This window comes from Seinonella peptonophila (genome assembly GCF_900129355.1).
GTDB lineage: Bacteria > Bacillota > Bacilli > Thermoactinomycetales > Thermoactinomycetaceae > Seinonella > Seinonella peptonophila.
In genome coordinates, this window is the sequence record NZ_FQVL01000001.1 from 827,734 (window position 1) to 842,994 (window position 15,261).

Annotated in this window: 14 protein-coding genes and 1 riboswitch; of the genes, 5 read left to right on the top strand and 9 right to left on the bottom strand. The window is 39.3% G+C overall.

Annotation, left to right across the window (positions count from 1 at the left end):
* Nucleotides 1-29: 29 nt before the first annotated feature.
* Together BUB71_RS03975 and BUB71_RS03980 are read right to left on the bottom strand one after the other, a co-directional pair.
* The gene (locus tag BUB71_RS03975) at nt 30-656 is read right to left on the bottom strand and encodes a succinate dehydrogenase cytochrome b558 subunit (protein WP_073152312.1); all 627 of its coding nucleotides are present in this window, start codon (nt 654-656) and stop codon (nt 30-32) included.
* Nucleotides 657-873: 217 nt separating this feature from the next.
* Nucleotides 874-2,106 (bottom strand): aspartate kinase, encoded by a 1,233-nt coding sequence (locus tag BUB71_RS03980; protein WP_073152843.1) that lies wholly within the window; start codon nt 2,104-2,106, stop codon nt 874-876.
* Nucleotides 2,107-2,195: 89 nt separating this feature from the next.
* A riboswitch (Lysine riboswitch) is annotated at nt 2,196-2,381 on the bottom strand.
* A gap of 126 nt (nt 2,382-2,507) precedes the next feature.
* On the opposite strand from BUB71_RS03980, the gene BUB71_RS03985 reads away from it, so the two are divergent.
* A complete protein-coding gene (locus tag BUB71_RS03985; protein ID WP_073152315.1) occupies nt 2,508-2,678 on the top strand; it encodes a twin-arginine translocase TatA/TatE family subunit in 171 nt (56 codons plus the stop codon).
* Nucleotides 2,679-2,700: 22 nt separating this feature from the next.
* On the top strand, nt 2,701-2,889 hold the full coding sequence (locus BUB71_RS03990) for a hypothetical protein (protein ID WP_139278967.1): 189 nt from the start codon (nt 2,701-2,703) through the stop codon (nt 2,887-2,889).
* Between the two features lie 132 nt (nt 2,890-3,021).
* Here the strand turns inward: BUB71_RS03990 and uvrC are convergent, their stop codons facing one another.
* Nucleotides 3,022-4,830, bottom strand: coding sequence for an excinuclease ABC subunit UvrC (gene uvrC / locus BUB71_RS03995; protein WP_073152322.1), 1,809 nt, complete (start codon nt 4,828-4,830; stop codon nt 3,022-3,024).
* Nucleotides 4,831-5,015: 185 nt separating this feature from the next.
* Between uvrC and BUB71_RS04000 the strand changes: the two genes are divergently transcribed.
* On the top strand, nt 5,016-6,044 hold the full coding sequence (locus tag BUB71_RS04000) for a hypothetical protein (RefSeq protein ID WP_073152325.1): 1,029 nt from the start codon (nt 5,016-5,018) through the stop codon (nt 6,042-6,044).
* 45 nt (nt 6,045-6,089) lie between these two features.
* Here BUB71_RS04000 and trxA read toward each other — a convergent pair whose 3' ends face one another.
* The 5 genes from trxA to BUB71_RS04025 all read right to left on the bottom strand — a co-directional run bounded on the left by trxA (nt 6,090) and on the right by BUB71_RS04025 (nt 10,843).
* Complete coding sequence (gene trxA / locus BUB71_RS04005; RefSeq protein WP_073152328.1) at nt 6,090-6,410, bottom strand: thioredoxin; 321 nt, start codon at nt 6,408-6,410, stop codon at nt 6,090-6,092.
* A gap of 97 nt (nt 6,411-6,507) precedes the next feature.
* Entirely contained in the window at nt 6,508-7,497 is a 990-nt protein-coding gene (locus BUB71_RS04010; RefSeq protein WP_073152331.1) for an electron transfer flavoprotein subunit alpha/FixB family protein, read from the bottom strand.
* Nucleotides 7,498-7,516: 19 nt separating this feature from the next.
* Entirely contained in the window at nt 7,517-8,296 is a 780-nt protein-coding gene (locus BUB71_RS04015) for an electron transfer flavoprotein subunit beta/FixA family protein (RefSeq protein ID WP_073152334.1), read from the bottom strand.
* A gap of 170 nt (nt 8,297-8,466) precedes the next feature.
* On the bottom strand, nt 8,467-9,015 hold the full coding sequence (locus BUB71_RS04020; protein ID WP_073152337.1) for a hypothetical protein: 549 nt from the start codon (nt 9,013-9,015) through the stop codon (nt 8,467-8,469).
* Between the two features lie 160 nt (nt 9,016-9,175).
* Complete coding sequence (locus BUB71_RS04025; RefSeq protein ID WP_073152846.1) at nt 9,176-10,843, bottom strand: long-chain-fatty-acid--CoA ligase; 1,668 nt, start codon at nt 10,841-10,843, stop codon at nt 9,176-9,178.
* Nucleotides 10,844-11,100: 257 nt separating this feature from the next.
* Between BUB71_RS04025 and BUB71_RS04030 the strand changes: the two genes are divergently transcribed.
* Nucleotides 11,101-12,510: an RsmF rRNA methyltransferase first C-terminal domain-containing protein gene (locus tag BUB71_RS04030; RefSeq protein ID WP_139278968.1), complete on the top strand. Its 1,410-nt coding sequence runs from the start codon at nt 11,101-11,103 to the stop codon at nt 12,508-12,510.
* Nucleotides 12,511-12,534: 24 nt separating this feature from the next.
* Complete coding sequence (locus BUB71_RS04035) at nt 12,535-12,738, top strand: hypothetical protein (RefSeq protein ID WP_073152339.1); 204 nt, start codon at nt 12,535-12,537, stop codon at nt 12,736-12,738.
* A 146-nt stretch (nt 12,739-12,884) separates the two neighbouring features.
* Here the strand turns inward: BUB71_RS04035 and BUB71_RS04040 are convergent, their stop codons facing one another.
* On the bottom strand, nt 12,885-15,248 hold the full coding sequence (locus tag BUB71_RS04040; protein ID WP_073152342.1) for an endonuclease MutS2: 2,364 nt from the start codon (nt 15,246-15,248) through the stop codon (nt 12,885-12,887).
* Nucleotides 15,249-15,261 lie beyond the last annotated feature (13 nt).

Consider the following 15,261-nt stretch of genomic DNA (forward strand, 5'->3'; position numbering starts at 1 on the left):
CTAACGCTGTACCAAATGGATTCTATTTATTAGCCTAATGATGCAAAAGCTAAGATCGTGCGAATACCAACAAAAGACATGGCTACAAATACTGCTCCCCATATGTAAGTGGAAATCGTTTGCGAACGTGGTCCGACTGTAACGCCCCAGCTAACCAAAAATGACCACATACCATTACAAAAATGAAAAACCGCACATAGTAACCCAACCATATAAACAATTAGCCAGATATTGTTACTCATGATTGCAACCGTTTGGTCAGCTAGTTGAGTAGATGTCCAACCATATATTGCGACTTGCACACGTGTTTGCCAAATATGCCAAAGTACAAATATTAGTGTAATGACCCCAGTTACTCTTTGTAACATAAACATGATATTGCGAAAGGTACCAAATTGACTTACATTATTGTCTGCCCGAAAAGCAATATATAGTCCATAAATACCGTGGTACATGAGGGGTAAAAAGATAAACAAAACTTCTAATACTAAAAGAATAGGGATTCCCCATAACCAATTAACACTTTCCACAAATGATTCCTTACCACCAGTGATATGATAATTGGTGTAGAGGTGTTCGATCAAAAAAAAGCCCACCGGTATTACACCCAACAAGGAGTGTAACCGACGGTTAAAAAAACTGCGTTGAGTGCTCATCATGTGCCTCCAATCATAAAAAAGATTCCTATCAAAATTTCCCAGATTTCGTGAAACTGACGAATCCATTGTACTCCCATCATGCCCCGAAGGTCAAGGAAAGGCGATAGGAATTTCTTCAACATGATCTTATCTCTAATTATTTTTGCCGATTTATGATTTGTTCAACCCTACTTCTCATGATCATCCAGCTAAAGTAGTTTCTCTAATTGCCTCCTTACACACTGGCTGGCTGTTTCGCATCTAATTCAAAAGCAGTATGCAAAAGCTGTACAGCTTCTTTCGTTTGGGCGCGATCAATTAAACATGATATTTTAATCTCAGAAGTTGAAACCATTTTGATTCTTATGCCAGCCTGACTAAGTGTTGTAAACATTTTCGCTGCTACTCCAGGGCGAGTCATCATCCCAACACCTACAACAGATACTTTCGCCAATTCGTCCTCATAAAGCACTTTTTTAATAGCTAGTTTACTTTGTAATGATTTCAATAATCTTTTTGCATTCTCACCATCGCTCTCTTCCAAGCTAAATGCTACATCAATCAAATCTTGATCATGCTCACTCTGTACAATCATATCCACATTAATATGTTCATCTGCCAATAAAGAGAATACATGGGGTAAACTTTCAGGTTGGTTGGGGAGCCCTAAAATCTTCACCCTCGCTACATCTGAATCATGAGCCACTCCTCTAGCTGATAATGTTTGTTCCATTTGACTTGCCTCCTTTAACCATGTACCAGGTTCATCAACAAAGCTAGATCGCACGACTAAGGGAACACGATGCATCAGGGCACATTCAACAGAACGTGGATGAAGAACCCCTGCACCTAAACGCGCTAATTCTAGCATTTCTTCAAATGAAATCTCATCCATTTTGGTCGCTTGTGCGACGACACGAGGATCAGCAGTAAATACACCTGAAACATCTGTATTAATCTCACAATAATCAGCCTGTAGAGCAGCAGCTAAAGTTACAGCTGTTGTATCAGAGCCACCTCGTCCAAGTGTAGTTATTTCTCCATCTATTGACACACCCTGAAATCCAGCCACAACTGCAACTTCACCATTTGACAAGCTCTGCTGAAGTCTGACAGATTCTACATGTGTGACAGATGCCTTTCCATGAATTGAATTTGTATTGACCCCAGCCTGCCATCCAGTAAACGAGCGAGCTTTGATTCCTTTTGCTTGTAATGCCATCGTCAATAAAGCAATGGTAATCTGTTCACCAGTTGTCAACAACATATCCATTTCTCTAGCGGGTGGATGAGGTGAGATTTGCTTCGCTAATGAAATAAGCTCATCCGTTTGTTTGCCCATTGCTGAAACAACAACTACACACTGATGCCCTTCATTTAAAGTTTTTTGGATTCGTTCAGCCACATTTTGAATTCTTTCTACACTTCCAACAGATGTGCCTCCATATTTTTGTACAACGACGCCCATCTCCATTCCCACTCCTTACATAAATAAAAAAGACCACAGCAGAGAGAAAGTCTGCTGACGCCTTTTGTTAGCATAATCATCTTCACTCTCTGTGAAATAGCGCTCCATAAGCAACTACGAGTTCCTTATGACAGTACCGCCCTTATTCAGCAACGACACCAACCGATTTACTATACGAGTAGTAACCGACTTCGGCAATCTCCCCTTTCTACTCCTATCACGAGCCTCGTAGCCTCTAAAAGTATACTGATGAAGATTGCACCTCTAAATCACAAACGCACGATATACATTTATTATTAAAAAATACTCTATTATACTATCATACTGGTTGATGAATTGCAAAATAGCAAAGACTACCGATATAATGGCTTCTAGAAGTTATTATATAGGAGCGTGAATCTATGTTCGCTAATATTGGACCAATCGGTTTTATTGTGATTATCGCTGTTGCTTTATTGTTTTGGGGACCAAAGAAACTGCCTGAGTTAGGAAAGGCAACTGGAGAGACAATTCGAGCATTTCGTCAATCAATCAGTGGTAAGGATCATGATTCCAAAGAAAAAACAAAATAAAGCCACTAAAGTGGGGTTATACTTGTCTTGCATGATTTTTCAAACAAAATTTTGTCAAGCAATCATAAGCAGTTTTATACAACTCAGAGAAGTGATATTCGCATCTAAGTATAAAGTGCAAAATCTTCAACAACGCAACCAGTTAAAAAAGATTGCTAAGCAATATGGAGCAAAAGCATGTAAAGTATCAGAATTGCAAACACTCGTGTGAGATAAAGTCTATGAAAAGCATGTAACAAGCCATCCGAAACAAAGAAGGGGTGTCTGTAGTTCTCATCATCTGAATCTGACCATAGAAGAGAACTACAGACACCCCTGTATAGATATCTTGATAATTAAGTTCTTATGAAGATGTTGTCCCTTTTTTGGCATCATCTTTTTGAAGCTGTCGTAACGTGGTCTGAATTTCTTGTGCCAACTTCTCTCCAATCCCTGCTTTGCGAAATTCACTTATTGGAGCTGTCTTCATCTCCTCGATTGAAGAGAATGTTTGAAACAGACGTTGCTTTCTCTTTGCTCCAACACCTGGAATTGTATCAAGTGCTGATGTCAGCATTTCTTTACCTCGTACTTGCCGATGAAAAGTAATAGCAAAGCGATGAACTTCGGCCTGAATCCGTTGAATAAGCGCAAATGCTGCTGAATTAGTTGGGATTTCAACTCGTGTGAAATGATCTCCATGTAAAAGATAGGAGGTCTGATGTTTTTCATCCTTAACCATTCCAGCAATTGGCAAATAAAGCCCTAACTCATTTTCCAATACATCTTTTGCGGCTAATATTTGACCTCTTCCTCCATCTACCAAAATTAAGTCAGGCAAATCCTTACCTTCTCGTAATAATCGAATGTAACGCCGCCGAATCACTTCTTTCATCATACCCAAGTCATCTTTTGAATCCGCAGAGCGTATTTTATATTTTCGATATTCACTTTTAGCCGGCTTACCATCGATGAAGCAGATCATTGCAGAGACAGGGGCAGCGCCTTGAAGATTCGAGTTGTCAAATGCTTCAATTCTCGCAACTCGCCCTACGTTCAAATATTCACCTAATTGCTCAGCAGCCAGAACTGTCTTCGCCTCATCCTTTGCCATCCACTGCAACCGTTCTTGAAGTGCAATTGTTGCATTCTTCATGGCCGTATCTAATAGACGTTTTTTTGTCCCTCTTTGTGGAATATGAACACGAACTTTTGGCAGCAGTTGACTAACTAATTGAACGTCCACATCTGTTGGCAATAAGACTTCTTTTGGAAATAAAAGATATCGCTGATAAAATTGTGTGAGATAAGATAGAAAAGCCTCTTCTGGTGTTCCTACATATGGAAAAATGGCTACATCCCGCTCCATCCATTTTCCTTGACGAACAAAGAGTACTTGGACACACATTTGCCCCTGCTCAAAAGCAAAAGCAAATACATCACGGTCTGTTTGGTCTTGAAACACAACATGTTGTTTTTCCATAGTCATTTCAATATCTCGCAAAAGATCTCTTAATTCCTTTGCTTTTTCAAACTCTAACTTTTCTGCTGCCTCTTCCATCTGTTTTTTAAGATCTTGTTTTACCTGACGGGCATCTCCGCTTAAAAAGCGCACAATCTCCTCTACAATCCGCTCATATTCAGCCGAAGAAACTGGATACTCACAAGGAGCAAGACATTGACCTAAATGATAGTAGAGACAAACTCGCTTAGGTAAATTTTTACATTTTCGTAGAGGATAAAGTCGATCTAATAATTTCTTCGTTTGCGAGGCTGCACCTGCATGTGGATAAGGGCCAAAATACCGTGATCCATCATCCACTTGTTTACGGGTTACTTCTAGGCGAGGATGTTCTTCTTTCGTCAATCTGATATACGGATATGATTTATCATCTTTTAGTAGTACATTATATTTAGGGCGATGTTTTTTAATTAAATTACATTCAAGAATTAACGCTTCTAATTCACTTGCTGTTACCATATACTCAAAATCGGCAATCATCATCACAAGTTGCATCGTTTTTCCATCTTGTTGTCCTGTAAAATAAGAACCAACACGGTTCCGTAAGTTCTTTGCTTTCCCCACGTAAATAATCTGACCTTGACTATTTTTCATTAAGTAACAACCGGGCTGATGAGGGAGCAAGAGTACTTTTTCTTTTATTTTATTCATTGAGAGATGCCCCCTTTTCTATATTTATCTAATCACATATAGTATGATAGTTATGTATATTTATAACAAAATAAACTCTACTTTCGTCTGTGCCACATCTATTTTCAACTTTTAATTTAACTATTAATAGATAATGAAATCAACAGTGACTACATAAGATAACTGATTATCGGAGGTAAAAAGTTATGGATTCATTTATATCTTATTTTAGGCGTTTTGGATTAAAACTAGGGATTACAAATTTAGCAGGGATTGCGGCGACAACTTTATTAATGTTTACGATCAGTTTCGTCACCATCCTCTTTTTCTTTTTTACTTTTATTGTAAAACTAATCTCTCAACTCAAACCGTTGTTTTCGCCTAGTGCTTTACAGAATCCAGGTGTTGATCAATTTAATGCTTTAGCGAATATTGAGGCAACCCTGAATCAATCTACTGGAATTTGGATAGGTATGATCATAGCTATATTCGCTATCTTGATTATTTCGATCTTTTGCTATTCTTTCAATATGGCGGGTTCCGTTGCTAGTGTAAATGAAATCTTTCAAAGCAATCAATCTAAATTTAAAACGTATTTCAAACAAGGGTTTCGATACCTATTACGAACTTTTGGATTGATGATTGTTCTTTTCATTCTCTATCTACCAGCCCTGCTCATTTCAGCAGCAGTTTTTTATCTCCTCTTTAACACGCTTGATCCATCTACAGGAACCGCTTCAAGTTTGTTCTGGGCAAGCCTTTTCAGAGGGCTCGTAGGATTTGCAGTTCTACTCATTCTATCATTTTTTACTTTTTTAGCTCTTATGCATGCACCGTTGATCTTAATTGCTGAGAATATAGGGGTCTTTCGCTCGATTTCCTTATCTATTCAACTACTATTTCAGTCGTTTCAGAAGGTATTTGTATCTTCGATTCTCGTTTTTCTAATTGGCATCGCGATCTTCTGCATATCTTTTGCATTTCAATTGCCCAATCTGCTTACGATCTTTGATCCGATTATTACAGGGTTCCTGCTTATATTCTATAATCTATTTAATGACTTAATCTTAGCTCCTATTCTATCAACCATTGCGATCATTTTTACCACAATGATCATCAGTTATCGATATTATAAATATCTTCGCCTACGTATTTTCCCTAATTCTGAGCCTCCTAGTGGATATCATCCAAATTATTCCTTTAGTTCGGAAGAACCAAAAAAAGAAGAGGACTAGCTAGAAAGCCGCTATGGTTATAGCGGCTTTACTTATCTTTATATCTTAGCGATATTCATTTAACCAAGATAGTAATTGCTCTTTTTGTTGTAAGCCAATTATTTTCGAAACCATTTCTCCATCTTTAAAAACCACTAAAGTAGGGATACTAAGTACTCCAAATCGTTCTGATGTAGTGTTTTGATCTACATTCATTTTTGCAATTTTAATTTTGTCACCGAGTTCAGAAGCTACCTCATCCAAAATAGGCGCCTGCATCTTACAAGGACCACACCAAGGAGCCCAAAAATCAACTAGCACAAGTCCAGACTCTTTAGATTCAACTTCAGTAGCAAATGATTGATCGGTAACATCAATGATCGCCATTACCTAAATCCTCCTTCAACAAGATCAATCTTTTTAAAATACAACGTTAGTATACCACGTTTTACAAAAAGTGCTATTTCCTGAAGAGAAACAGAAGTTATCGATTGATCCGCTGCCACTCTTTTGTTAGTAGTGGCACAACTTCAAAAAGGTCTCCCACGATTCCATAGTCAGCTACCTCGAAGATTGGCGCCTCTGGGTCTATATTAATAGCAACAATTGTTTTTGACATAGACATACCTGCCAAATGCTGAATGGCACCTGATATACCACAAGCAATATAGAGATCAGGTGTTACGACTTTACCTGTCTGCCCAATCTGTAAAGCATAGTCTGCGTATCCAGCATCACACGCGCCACGTGACGCCCCAACTGCGCCTCCTAACACTACCGCTAATTCTTCAAGTGGTGCAAATCCTTCTTTACTTTTCACGCCTCTCCCACCGGCAACGATCACGTTTGCTTCACTCAAATCAACACCACTTGTCACTTTGCGAACTACATCCGTAACCACTGTACGCAATGAGATTTGTGACAAATTGGGATGAAATGTTTTAATTTCAATCGATTGATCAAGTGAAGTGTCAAAGTGAGCGACAAAATTATTGGGGCGCAATGTAACAAAAAAAGGGGGTTTTGTTATGGTGCGTTGAACATATGCTTTTCCAGCATAGATTGGACGAGTAAATACAAATTCATATGTTGAAGATGTGTCAAGTTTGATACAATCTGAAAGTAATCCAATCCGTTTTCGGGCTGCCACTCGTGGGCTTACATCCCTACCAAGTGCTGTATGACCTGTTAAAATGACATCGGGATTTAGTAGATCGATTAAATGAACCCAAGTTTCTACATAAGCGTCTAGATTAAATGTTTTTAGCAATGGATGATCAACATGCCACATTCGATCAAGTTTCAATTGTTTCAAAGATTCTATTTGGTTTGGATCAAGAGATTCTAAAATAGCAAGATGAACTTCTCCACCATTCGCCATTTGATGAGCAACTGAAATTGCTTCAAAGGTTACTTGTCGCAAAGTACCATTTCTGATATCGGCAAATATCAAGACATTATTTGCAGTCCCCATCTTCTTGCCTCCTTCTTCCCTACAGTACCTTTGCTTCTTCATGTAGTAGCCGAATCAATTCTTGACTTTGTTCCTTGATCGTTCCACTTAAAATCTGTCCAGTCTCTTTCTCTTCCACTGGTAGAATCGCAACTTTTTTTGTTCGTGCTTGGATCATCTGAACATCTACACGCAATTCATCCCACTTCATCCGATGTAACGGTTTTCTTTTTGCTTTCATGATATCTGGTAGTCGGGGATATCTTGGTTCGTTTAATCCTTGTTGAGCTGTTAATAATATCGGTAGAGATGATTCCACTTTCTCCAAATCACCTTCTACATCTCGTTCTACCTGCACTTGCCTACCATCAACAGTTAGCGAAGTAATCGTTGAAATGTGAGGGATTCCCAGCAGCTCAGCAATACGCGGTCCCACCTGAGCTGTTCCATTATCAATGGACATATATCCACATAGGATCACATCATACGGAATCTGCTTCTGCTTGATTAACTGTACGATACATTCTGATGTTGTTTGTTCATCTGAATCCGCTGGGAAATCAGTCAAATCTAATCGATATCCTTCGTCAACGCCCATTGCCATTGCAGTTCGAATAGCTGCCTCAGCCTCAGCCCCACCAATGGTAATCAATCGAACCGTTCCACCATGCGCCTCTTTAATCCGAATTCCTTCTTCAACTGCATATTCACAATAAGGATTGATGATCCTTTCTACACCATCATCATCAATTTCCCCATTTTGAATGAAAATTTTCTCCTCCGTATCAAATGTCTGCTTCATACAAATAAGAATTTCCATTTTGTTTCCTCCTAACGAGTATGCAAAATGAAATGAGCCAATTTTCCCTCTTCTCTTGACAAAGAAAAACGTCCACGTATTTAAATTGGCTTTGGACGCAAATAAAAATGCTTTGTCTATTTTATGTTTACCCTTATTTTAAATGAACTAATTCTTCTATTTGTACAGAGTTAACGATTTCGCCCTTGGTCTGTTGCTTTACTTTGATCGACATCCATAGCACCTTTTATTTTCTCTCGACTATATTCAATAAAGCGATCTAGATTCTCCGATTTAGACGAATATTTTTCATGAAGTCTCTTTAAATCAGCAAAATAATCGTTCCCGAATTCTTGTTTTAATTCTAAAACTCTTTTTTTCCAACCAAGTGAAAAAGAGAAAGAACTACCTTTCATCCGAACCGAGGGCGTGTGTAAACGAGCGATAATCGGTTGTAATTGTTGATCTACCATTTTTAGGTTTTCAGATTCTGGTATCAGTTGTTCATTATTTTTGTCTAAAAACTTCACCAATTGCTTTGTAAATAGAACAACCATCATATATTCAATTGGTTTTACGGAGTCAGCTTTATGACACAATTTTTTCATTGCCTGACCCACACTATTTAAATGGATTGATGACCATTGGGTAAACTCTTTGGGAGGAGAGAGGATATCATGTCTCTCTTGCTTTTTGTCACCAAAGATACGAGTAAACCATTCCTTTCTCGCCCTTACCATTGTTCCGTCCCTACTTCCCTCGATTATCATTTGAAAAAAGAGAGTTTGATCATCACATTGTACCACGCTTTGATCCAGTCTTTTATTTCAAATTGATTAAATTTATATCGTCATAAGAAGACAAGGCTTCATAATTAACCTAAAAGCCTTGTCTTTATTGTTATTTTGGTTCGATGGTACGTAGTGCTTCTTCTTTCATTACCCTTCGTAACACTTTTCCAATCGCTGATTTTGGAAGTTGTGATCGAAACTCTATTTGTCGAGGAATTTTATATGCGGCGAGATGCTGACGACAAAAATGCTCTAAGTCCTTCTCTGCTATCGCTTTTCCTTGCACGGGGACTACTACTGCTCTGATCAATTCTCCACGTTTTAAGTCTGGTACTCCTATTACGGCTGCCTCTTCTACTGCTTCATGCTGCAACAATACTTCTTCTACTTCCCTAGGAAAAACATTATATCCATTTGTTATGATCATATCTTTCTTTCGATCAACTACTTCAAAATATCCACTTTCATCCATTTTTACGATATCACCTGTTGCTAACCAACCATCACGTAATGCGCTTTTCGTTTCTCCAGGTTGGTTCCAGTAGCCTTTCATCACTTGAGGGCCTTTCACATGCAATTCACCTTGTTGTCCTGGCATCAATTCTGTTCCAGTTTCTGGATCAACAACACGGCAATCTGTATCTGGAAGTGGAAGACCAATTGTATGACTTCTTTTACGATCCCAAATAAGGTTAATATGTGTGACAGGTGATGCTTCTGTTAAACCATAACCTTCAGTCAAAATTCCCCCTGTCAAGGCTTCAAATTGATCTTGTAACTCTCGGTCAAGTGGTGCTGAGCCACTGATACAGGCCTGAATCGATGAAAGATCGTATTTATTTACTTGAGGATGTCGAAGCAATGAAGCATAGATAGTTGGGGCACCTGGAAAAACGTTTGGATGGTATCGATGAATGGCACGGAGCAATTGAAGAGGTTCAAATTTGGGAACAAGAATCATAGTGCCAGCTAAATATATCGCAAAATTCATTACTGTTGTCATTCCATATACATGAAAAAAGGGCATCACACCTAAAATGCGGATATCTCCTCTTTGGAAACGATAACACCAAGCATGGATTTGTCGAACATTTACCACTAAATTGCGATGTGTCAGCATAGCTCCTTTTGACAAGCCAGTTGTTCCACCTGTATACTGCAAAATTGCAAGAGAATCGTTTGAAGGTAACGGCGATTGGATGGGTGTATCTCTGACTTGTTCAAGCTCTTTTGCTAGCAAAAGTGTGCTCTCATCATAATCGATTTTTGGTTGCTTTTGCATAAATGGATATAACCAGCTCTTCAGTGGTGGAAGATAATCCTTTAGACTGGTAATGAGTAATGTTTTAAGGTGGGTTTTGGGCAGTACTTTTTTGACCCGAGGGTAAATTAGATCTAAACAAAGCAGGATTTCAGTTCCAGAATCAGAAAGTTGATGTGCTAATTCTTTCTCCTGATAAAGTGGGTTAATCTGTACAACGATGGCTCCCAACAAAAGAGTAGCAAAATAACCGATAACAGCTTGTGGAGTATTGGGTAACATAATTCCAATACGGTCGCCTTGCTTTACACCAAGTTTTTGCCAAAGATGAGCCAGTCGGTATACATGGCTGAGCAACTCCTGATAAGGAATACTTCTTCCTAAAAATTGAATCGCAGTATGTTCAGGATATTCATTTGCTGCCTGCAATAACCAGTCTGTCAGCACATGATCGGGGTAATCAATCGTCTGTGGAACCTCCTGTGGATAATGGGAACACCAAGGGCGTTTTTCCAACGACAAAATACCCCCTCCTCACTTATTTCAATCAATGGACAGCAATGTCAGATTCTAGTCTACTTTTGCTTAAAGATGCGACTAAATGAAACTTCTCTCATTACTTGACAAAATGATACAAATTGACATTACCGCTTTTGTGATTATAATATCAAATTTTTATTCTCTTTTGACCACTCTTTATACGATTATTCATTTTGGCAATAGACTTTACCTGATCACTTGAGCGATGATTAATAATCATGGGAGGCGTTATTTTGAAATCATTACCAGCAGAATATAAACAACAAATGAAACAGTTGTTAGGAAACCAATTTTCTTCTTTCTGGTCTACTTATCAACAGGAGCCAACCAAAGGACTTCGTGTTAATCGATTAAAAGTTACAACACAAATGTTAAAAGAACAAACCGAATTTCAATTACAACCCATCCCTTGGTGTAATGAAGGTTTTTCTTATGACCCTTCGCAAGATCGACCCGGCAAGCATATCTATCATAGACTTGGACTTTATTATATTCAAGATGCAAGTGCGATGTCACCAGTCGAAGCACTTGCACCACAACCAGGTGAAAAAATACTTGATCTCTGTGCCGCTCCGGGAGGAAAGACAACACAAATCGCAGCAAAAATGAATAACCAAGGATTAATCGTAGCAAACGAGATTGACACAAAACGAAGTCAGGCATTGATTGAAAACCTAGATCGCTGTGGCGTTACAATCGCGACTGTTTTAAATGAGCATCCAGAACACCTCACAAAAAATTTCAGACAATTCTTTGATCGCATCTTGATCGATGCGCCCTGTTCGGGTGAAGGAATGTTTCGTAAAGATGTGGATGCTCGAGATCGTTGGAGTCTGAAACTCGTTGATAAATGCAGTCAACTCCAACAAGAAATCTTACACGCAGCAGCACAAATGCTGCAAGCTGGAGGGCGTCTCGTATACTCTACCTGTACTTTTAATCCACATGAAAATGAAAATGTGATCGCCACCTTTTTACAACATCATCCTGAATTTAAGATTACCGAAGTACCTCAACATGATTTTTTCCAACCCGGGCAAGCAGATTGGGTACATCCACCGCTCGCTTCCTTACAAAAAACGGCCCGTCTTTGGCCCCATCACCTTCAGGGTGAAGGGCATTATGTCGCCGTACTAGAGAAAGAGGCTCATCAGGAAAAAATATCAGTATCACATCATAGGAAACGAACGAAGCATAAAACAAAATGTCTTTCAGACGATGCATATCGGAATTTGCTCACATTCTGCCAACAGCATTTAAATCAACTTCAATGGAACCCTGATCAGTTAATCTTATATGGGGAACATCTATACCAAATATCTCAATTTCTTCCGACTCTTCATCGAATTAGGGTAAAACGACCCGGGAGATATCTTGGGCAAATGAAAAGAAGCCACTTTCAGCCAAGTCATGCTCTTGCACAATCTCTGCAACCGAACCAAGTAAAACAAAGTATCAACTTTACACAACATGATCCTCAATTGCTCACCTATCTGCGTGGCGAAGTCCTAACTGCTACCGGAGAGAATGGATGGGTATTAGTTACTGTAGACCATCAGCCATTAGGCTGGGCAAAACGAACCCATTCACAATTAAAAAACCATTATCCTAAATGGTTACGCTGGGATGAGAGCATAAAGTGAGTCGATGTAACATATGTATCTGCTATGGATACGAAGTCATTTCCACCTAACCATCGTAAACCGCCTTCATTTCCATTAGAAATGAGTTTGATTCAGCCTGAGTGGATTTATTTAAGCTACTTGGATGATGAAAAAGAAACATTAGAAACGGCTCATGTTGAAAAAGAGGAGCAGACCCTGATTCATGCTGATTCGTCAATCATTATTCACATCCGATCTAGAAAATAGCTTGGCACTGATCAAAGTCGATATGATCAGTGCCATTTGTTTTGCTATTATGCATGAAGGATAAACCAAATAATACCAACAATGATAAATAAAGCCGAAATGGTCCCTAGAATGGGAGGCAAGTATTTCATACATACACCTCAATTCTACTCCAATTCAACAATTGTAACGCCTGAACCACCTTCTCCATGCGTTCCTAGTCGAATCTTCTTCACCTGGCGATGTTGTTGCAAAAATTTTTGTACCCCATTTCGCAATGCGCCCGTTCCTTTTCCATGTATAATCGAGACTCTTTTATATCCACTCATAATCGCTTGATCTAGGTAGTGATCAATCGCTTGGACCGCCTCTTCAACCATTTCACCGCGCAAGTCTAATTCAGGAGGCACTGAGTCTGTGGCCCTCCGAACCATTGTACTACCAGCAGCTTTCTTTTCTTTTTTCATCTCTGGTGTCAACTGGTTCGCATTCACCTTCATTTTCATCATGCCAATCTGCACGAAGTATTGTTTGTCACCTGCTTGCTCAACAATCGTACCCACTTGCCCTATATGACTTACTCGCACAACATCTCCTACTGAAAATGAATGAGCGATTACTTGCTGCTGGGCAGATGGCCGATTTATATCATCTGTTTCCTGTTGTGACGTTACTTGATGCAGATAGCTCTTTAAATCTGTCAGCTCATGTTCCTTGACAGATGTTGCTTGTCTTGCCGATATTTGCCGTAACTCTTTTCGCACTTGCTCTACTTCCCGTTCTGCATTGGCAATGATCCAATTCGCTTCTTGACGGGCTTTATCTTTTAGTCGCTTTTTTTCAGCATCCCAATCTGCTAATTTCTGTTTTAATTCAGCGAGCAACTGCTCACTTTCATATTGATTGTGTTCTGCTTCTTGACGAGCATACTCCATTTTCTGCTTTTCATCAGCAAACGTATGAATCATTTCATCTAATTTCCGATCTTCTGTAGATAGATGGTTTTTAGCTCGCTCAATAATCGATGGTGCTAGCCCCAAACGGCGACAAATATGAAATGCATTACTCTGCCCCGGCACCCCTATCATCAGCCGATAAGTAGGGCTTAATGTGGCCACATTAAATTCCACACTTGCGTTTACTACTTGTGGATGTGTGTGAGCAAAAGATTTTAATTCACTATAATGTGTTGTGGCGACCAACGAAGCACCAACTGATAATATCTGCTCTAAAATCGAGATCGCCAGCGCAGCACCTTCTGCAGGATCCGTTCCAGCACCTAATTCATCCAATAATACTAAACTATGTTCATCGATCCGTTCTAATATAGAAATGATATGTGTCATATGACTAGAAAAAGTACTCAGATTTTGTTCAATGCTCTGTTCATCCCCAATGTCTGCAAAGACTCCGCTATAAACAGGCATAATGGAGCCTTCCTCTGCCGTAATCGGAAACCCTGTCTGCGTCATCAAAGCAAAAAGCCCAACCGTCTTTAAGGAAACGGTTTTTCCGCCTGTATTGGGTCCTGTTATCAGAATCGCTTTTTGCTGATCGTCTAGATTTACATCAATTGGGACTACTTGATCCGCTGGAATGAGTGGATGACGCGCTTTTTTTAAACGCAGCTTACAATCTTCTGATAAAATTGGGCAAATTCCACGATAGACTCTTCCAAACTGCGCCTTCGCAAAAATAACATCCATTGTACCTAAACGGTCGACATTGATAGCCAAGGGCTCTACTACTTCTAGCACAGATTGACTCACTTCGCGAAGGATTCGTTCAATTTCTTGCTCCTCTGCAAGTTCTTGTTCACGAAGTTGATTATTTAATGACACAACTTGAGCAGGCTCAATAAAAAGCGTTGCTCCCGAAGATGATTGATCATGCACGATTCCGTCAATCGAACCACGATATTCTTGTTTTACAGGAATCACATATCGATCAAAGCGTTGTGTCACAATTGATTCTTGCAGTTGCTTTTGAATGCTGGGATTGCGCAACATTTGTTGTAATGTGTTTTGGATATTTTCCCTTAATTGCTCCATCTTTCTTCGAATCATCCGCAAACTTGGACTTGCTTCGTTACGAACTTGACCATAATCGTCAATCGTTTGCTGAATTTCTAGTTCAAGTTCGTTTAATGGTGATATCTGGTCAATATACTCTCGTAAAATCGTCAATGGAGCCTGTTCGGTATCAATTTGTTTGAACGTAGAACGAATACGACGTCCAGCACGAATTGTATCTGCAACGGCTAAAAGCTCCTCAGGATCTAAATAACCTCCCGCTAGTAACCGTTTTAAATATTCTCGTATATCGTAAAAATTGGGGAAAGAAAAATCACCCTTTAAACGCAATACATCTAATGCTTCGCCCGTTTCTGCTAAACGATGCTTGACAAGTTCATATCTGGATTCAGGTTGTAATTTCATCACATGTTCTTTTCCAAAAAATGAAGAAGCATGCTGAGAAACCAACTCTTTTATTTGTTGAAACTCAAGTGTTTGTAACGTAAAACGTTTCATCGGTCACAGCTCC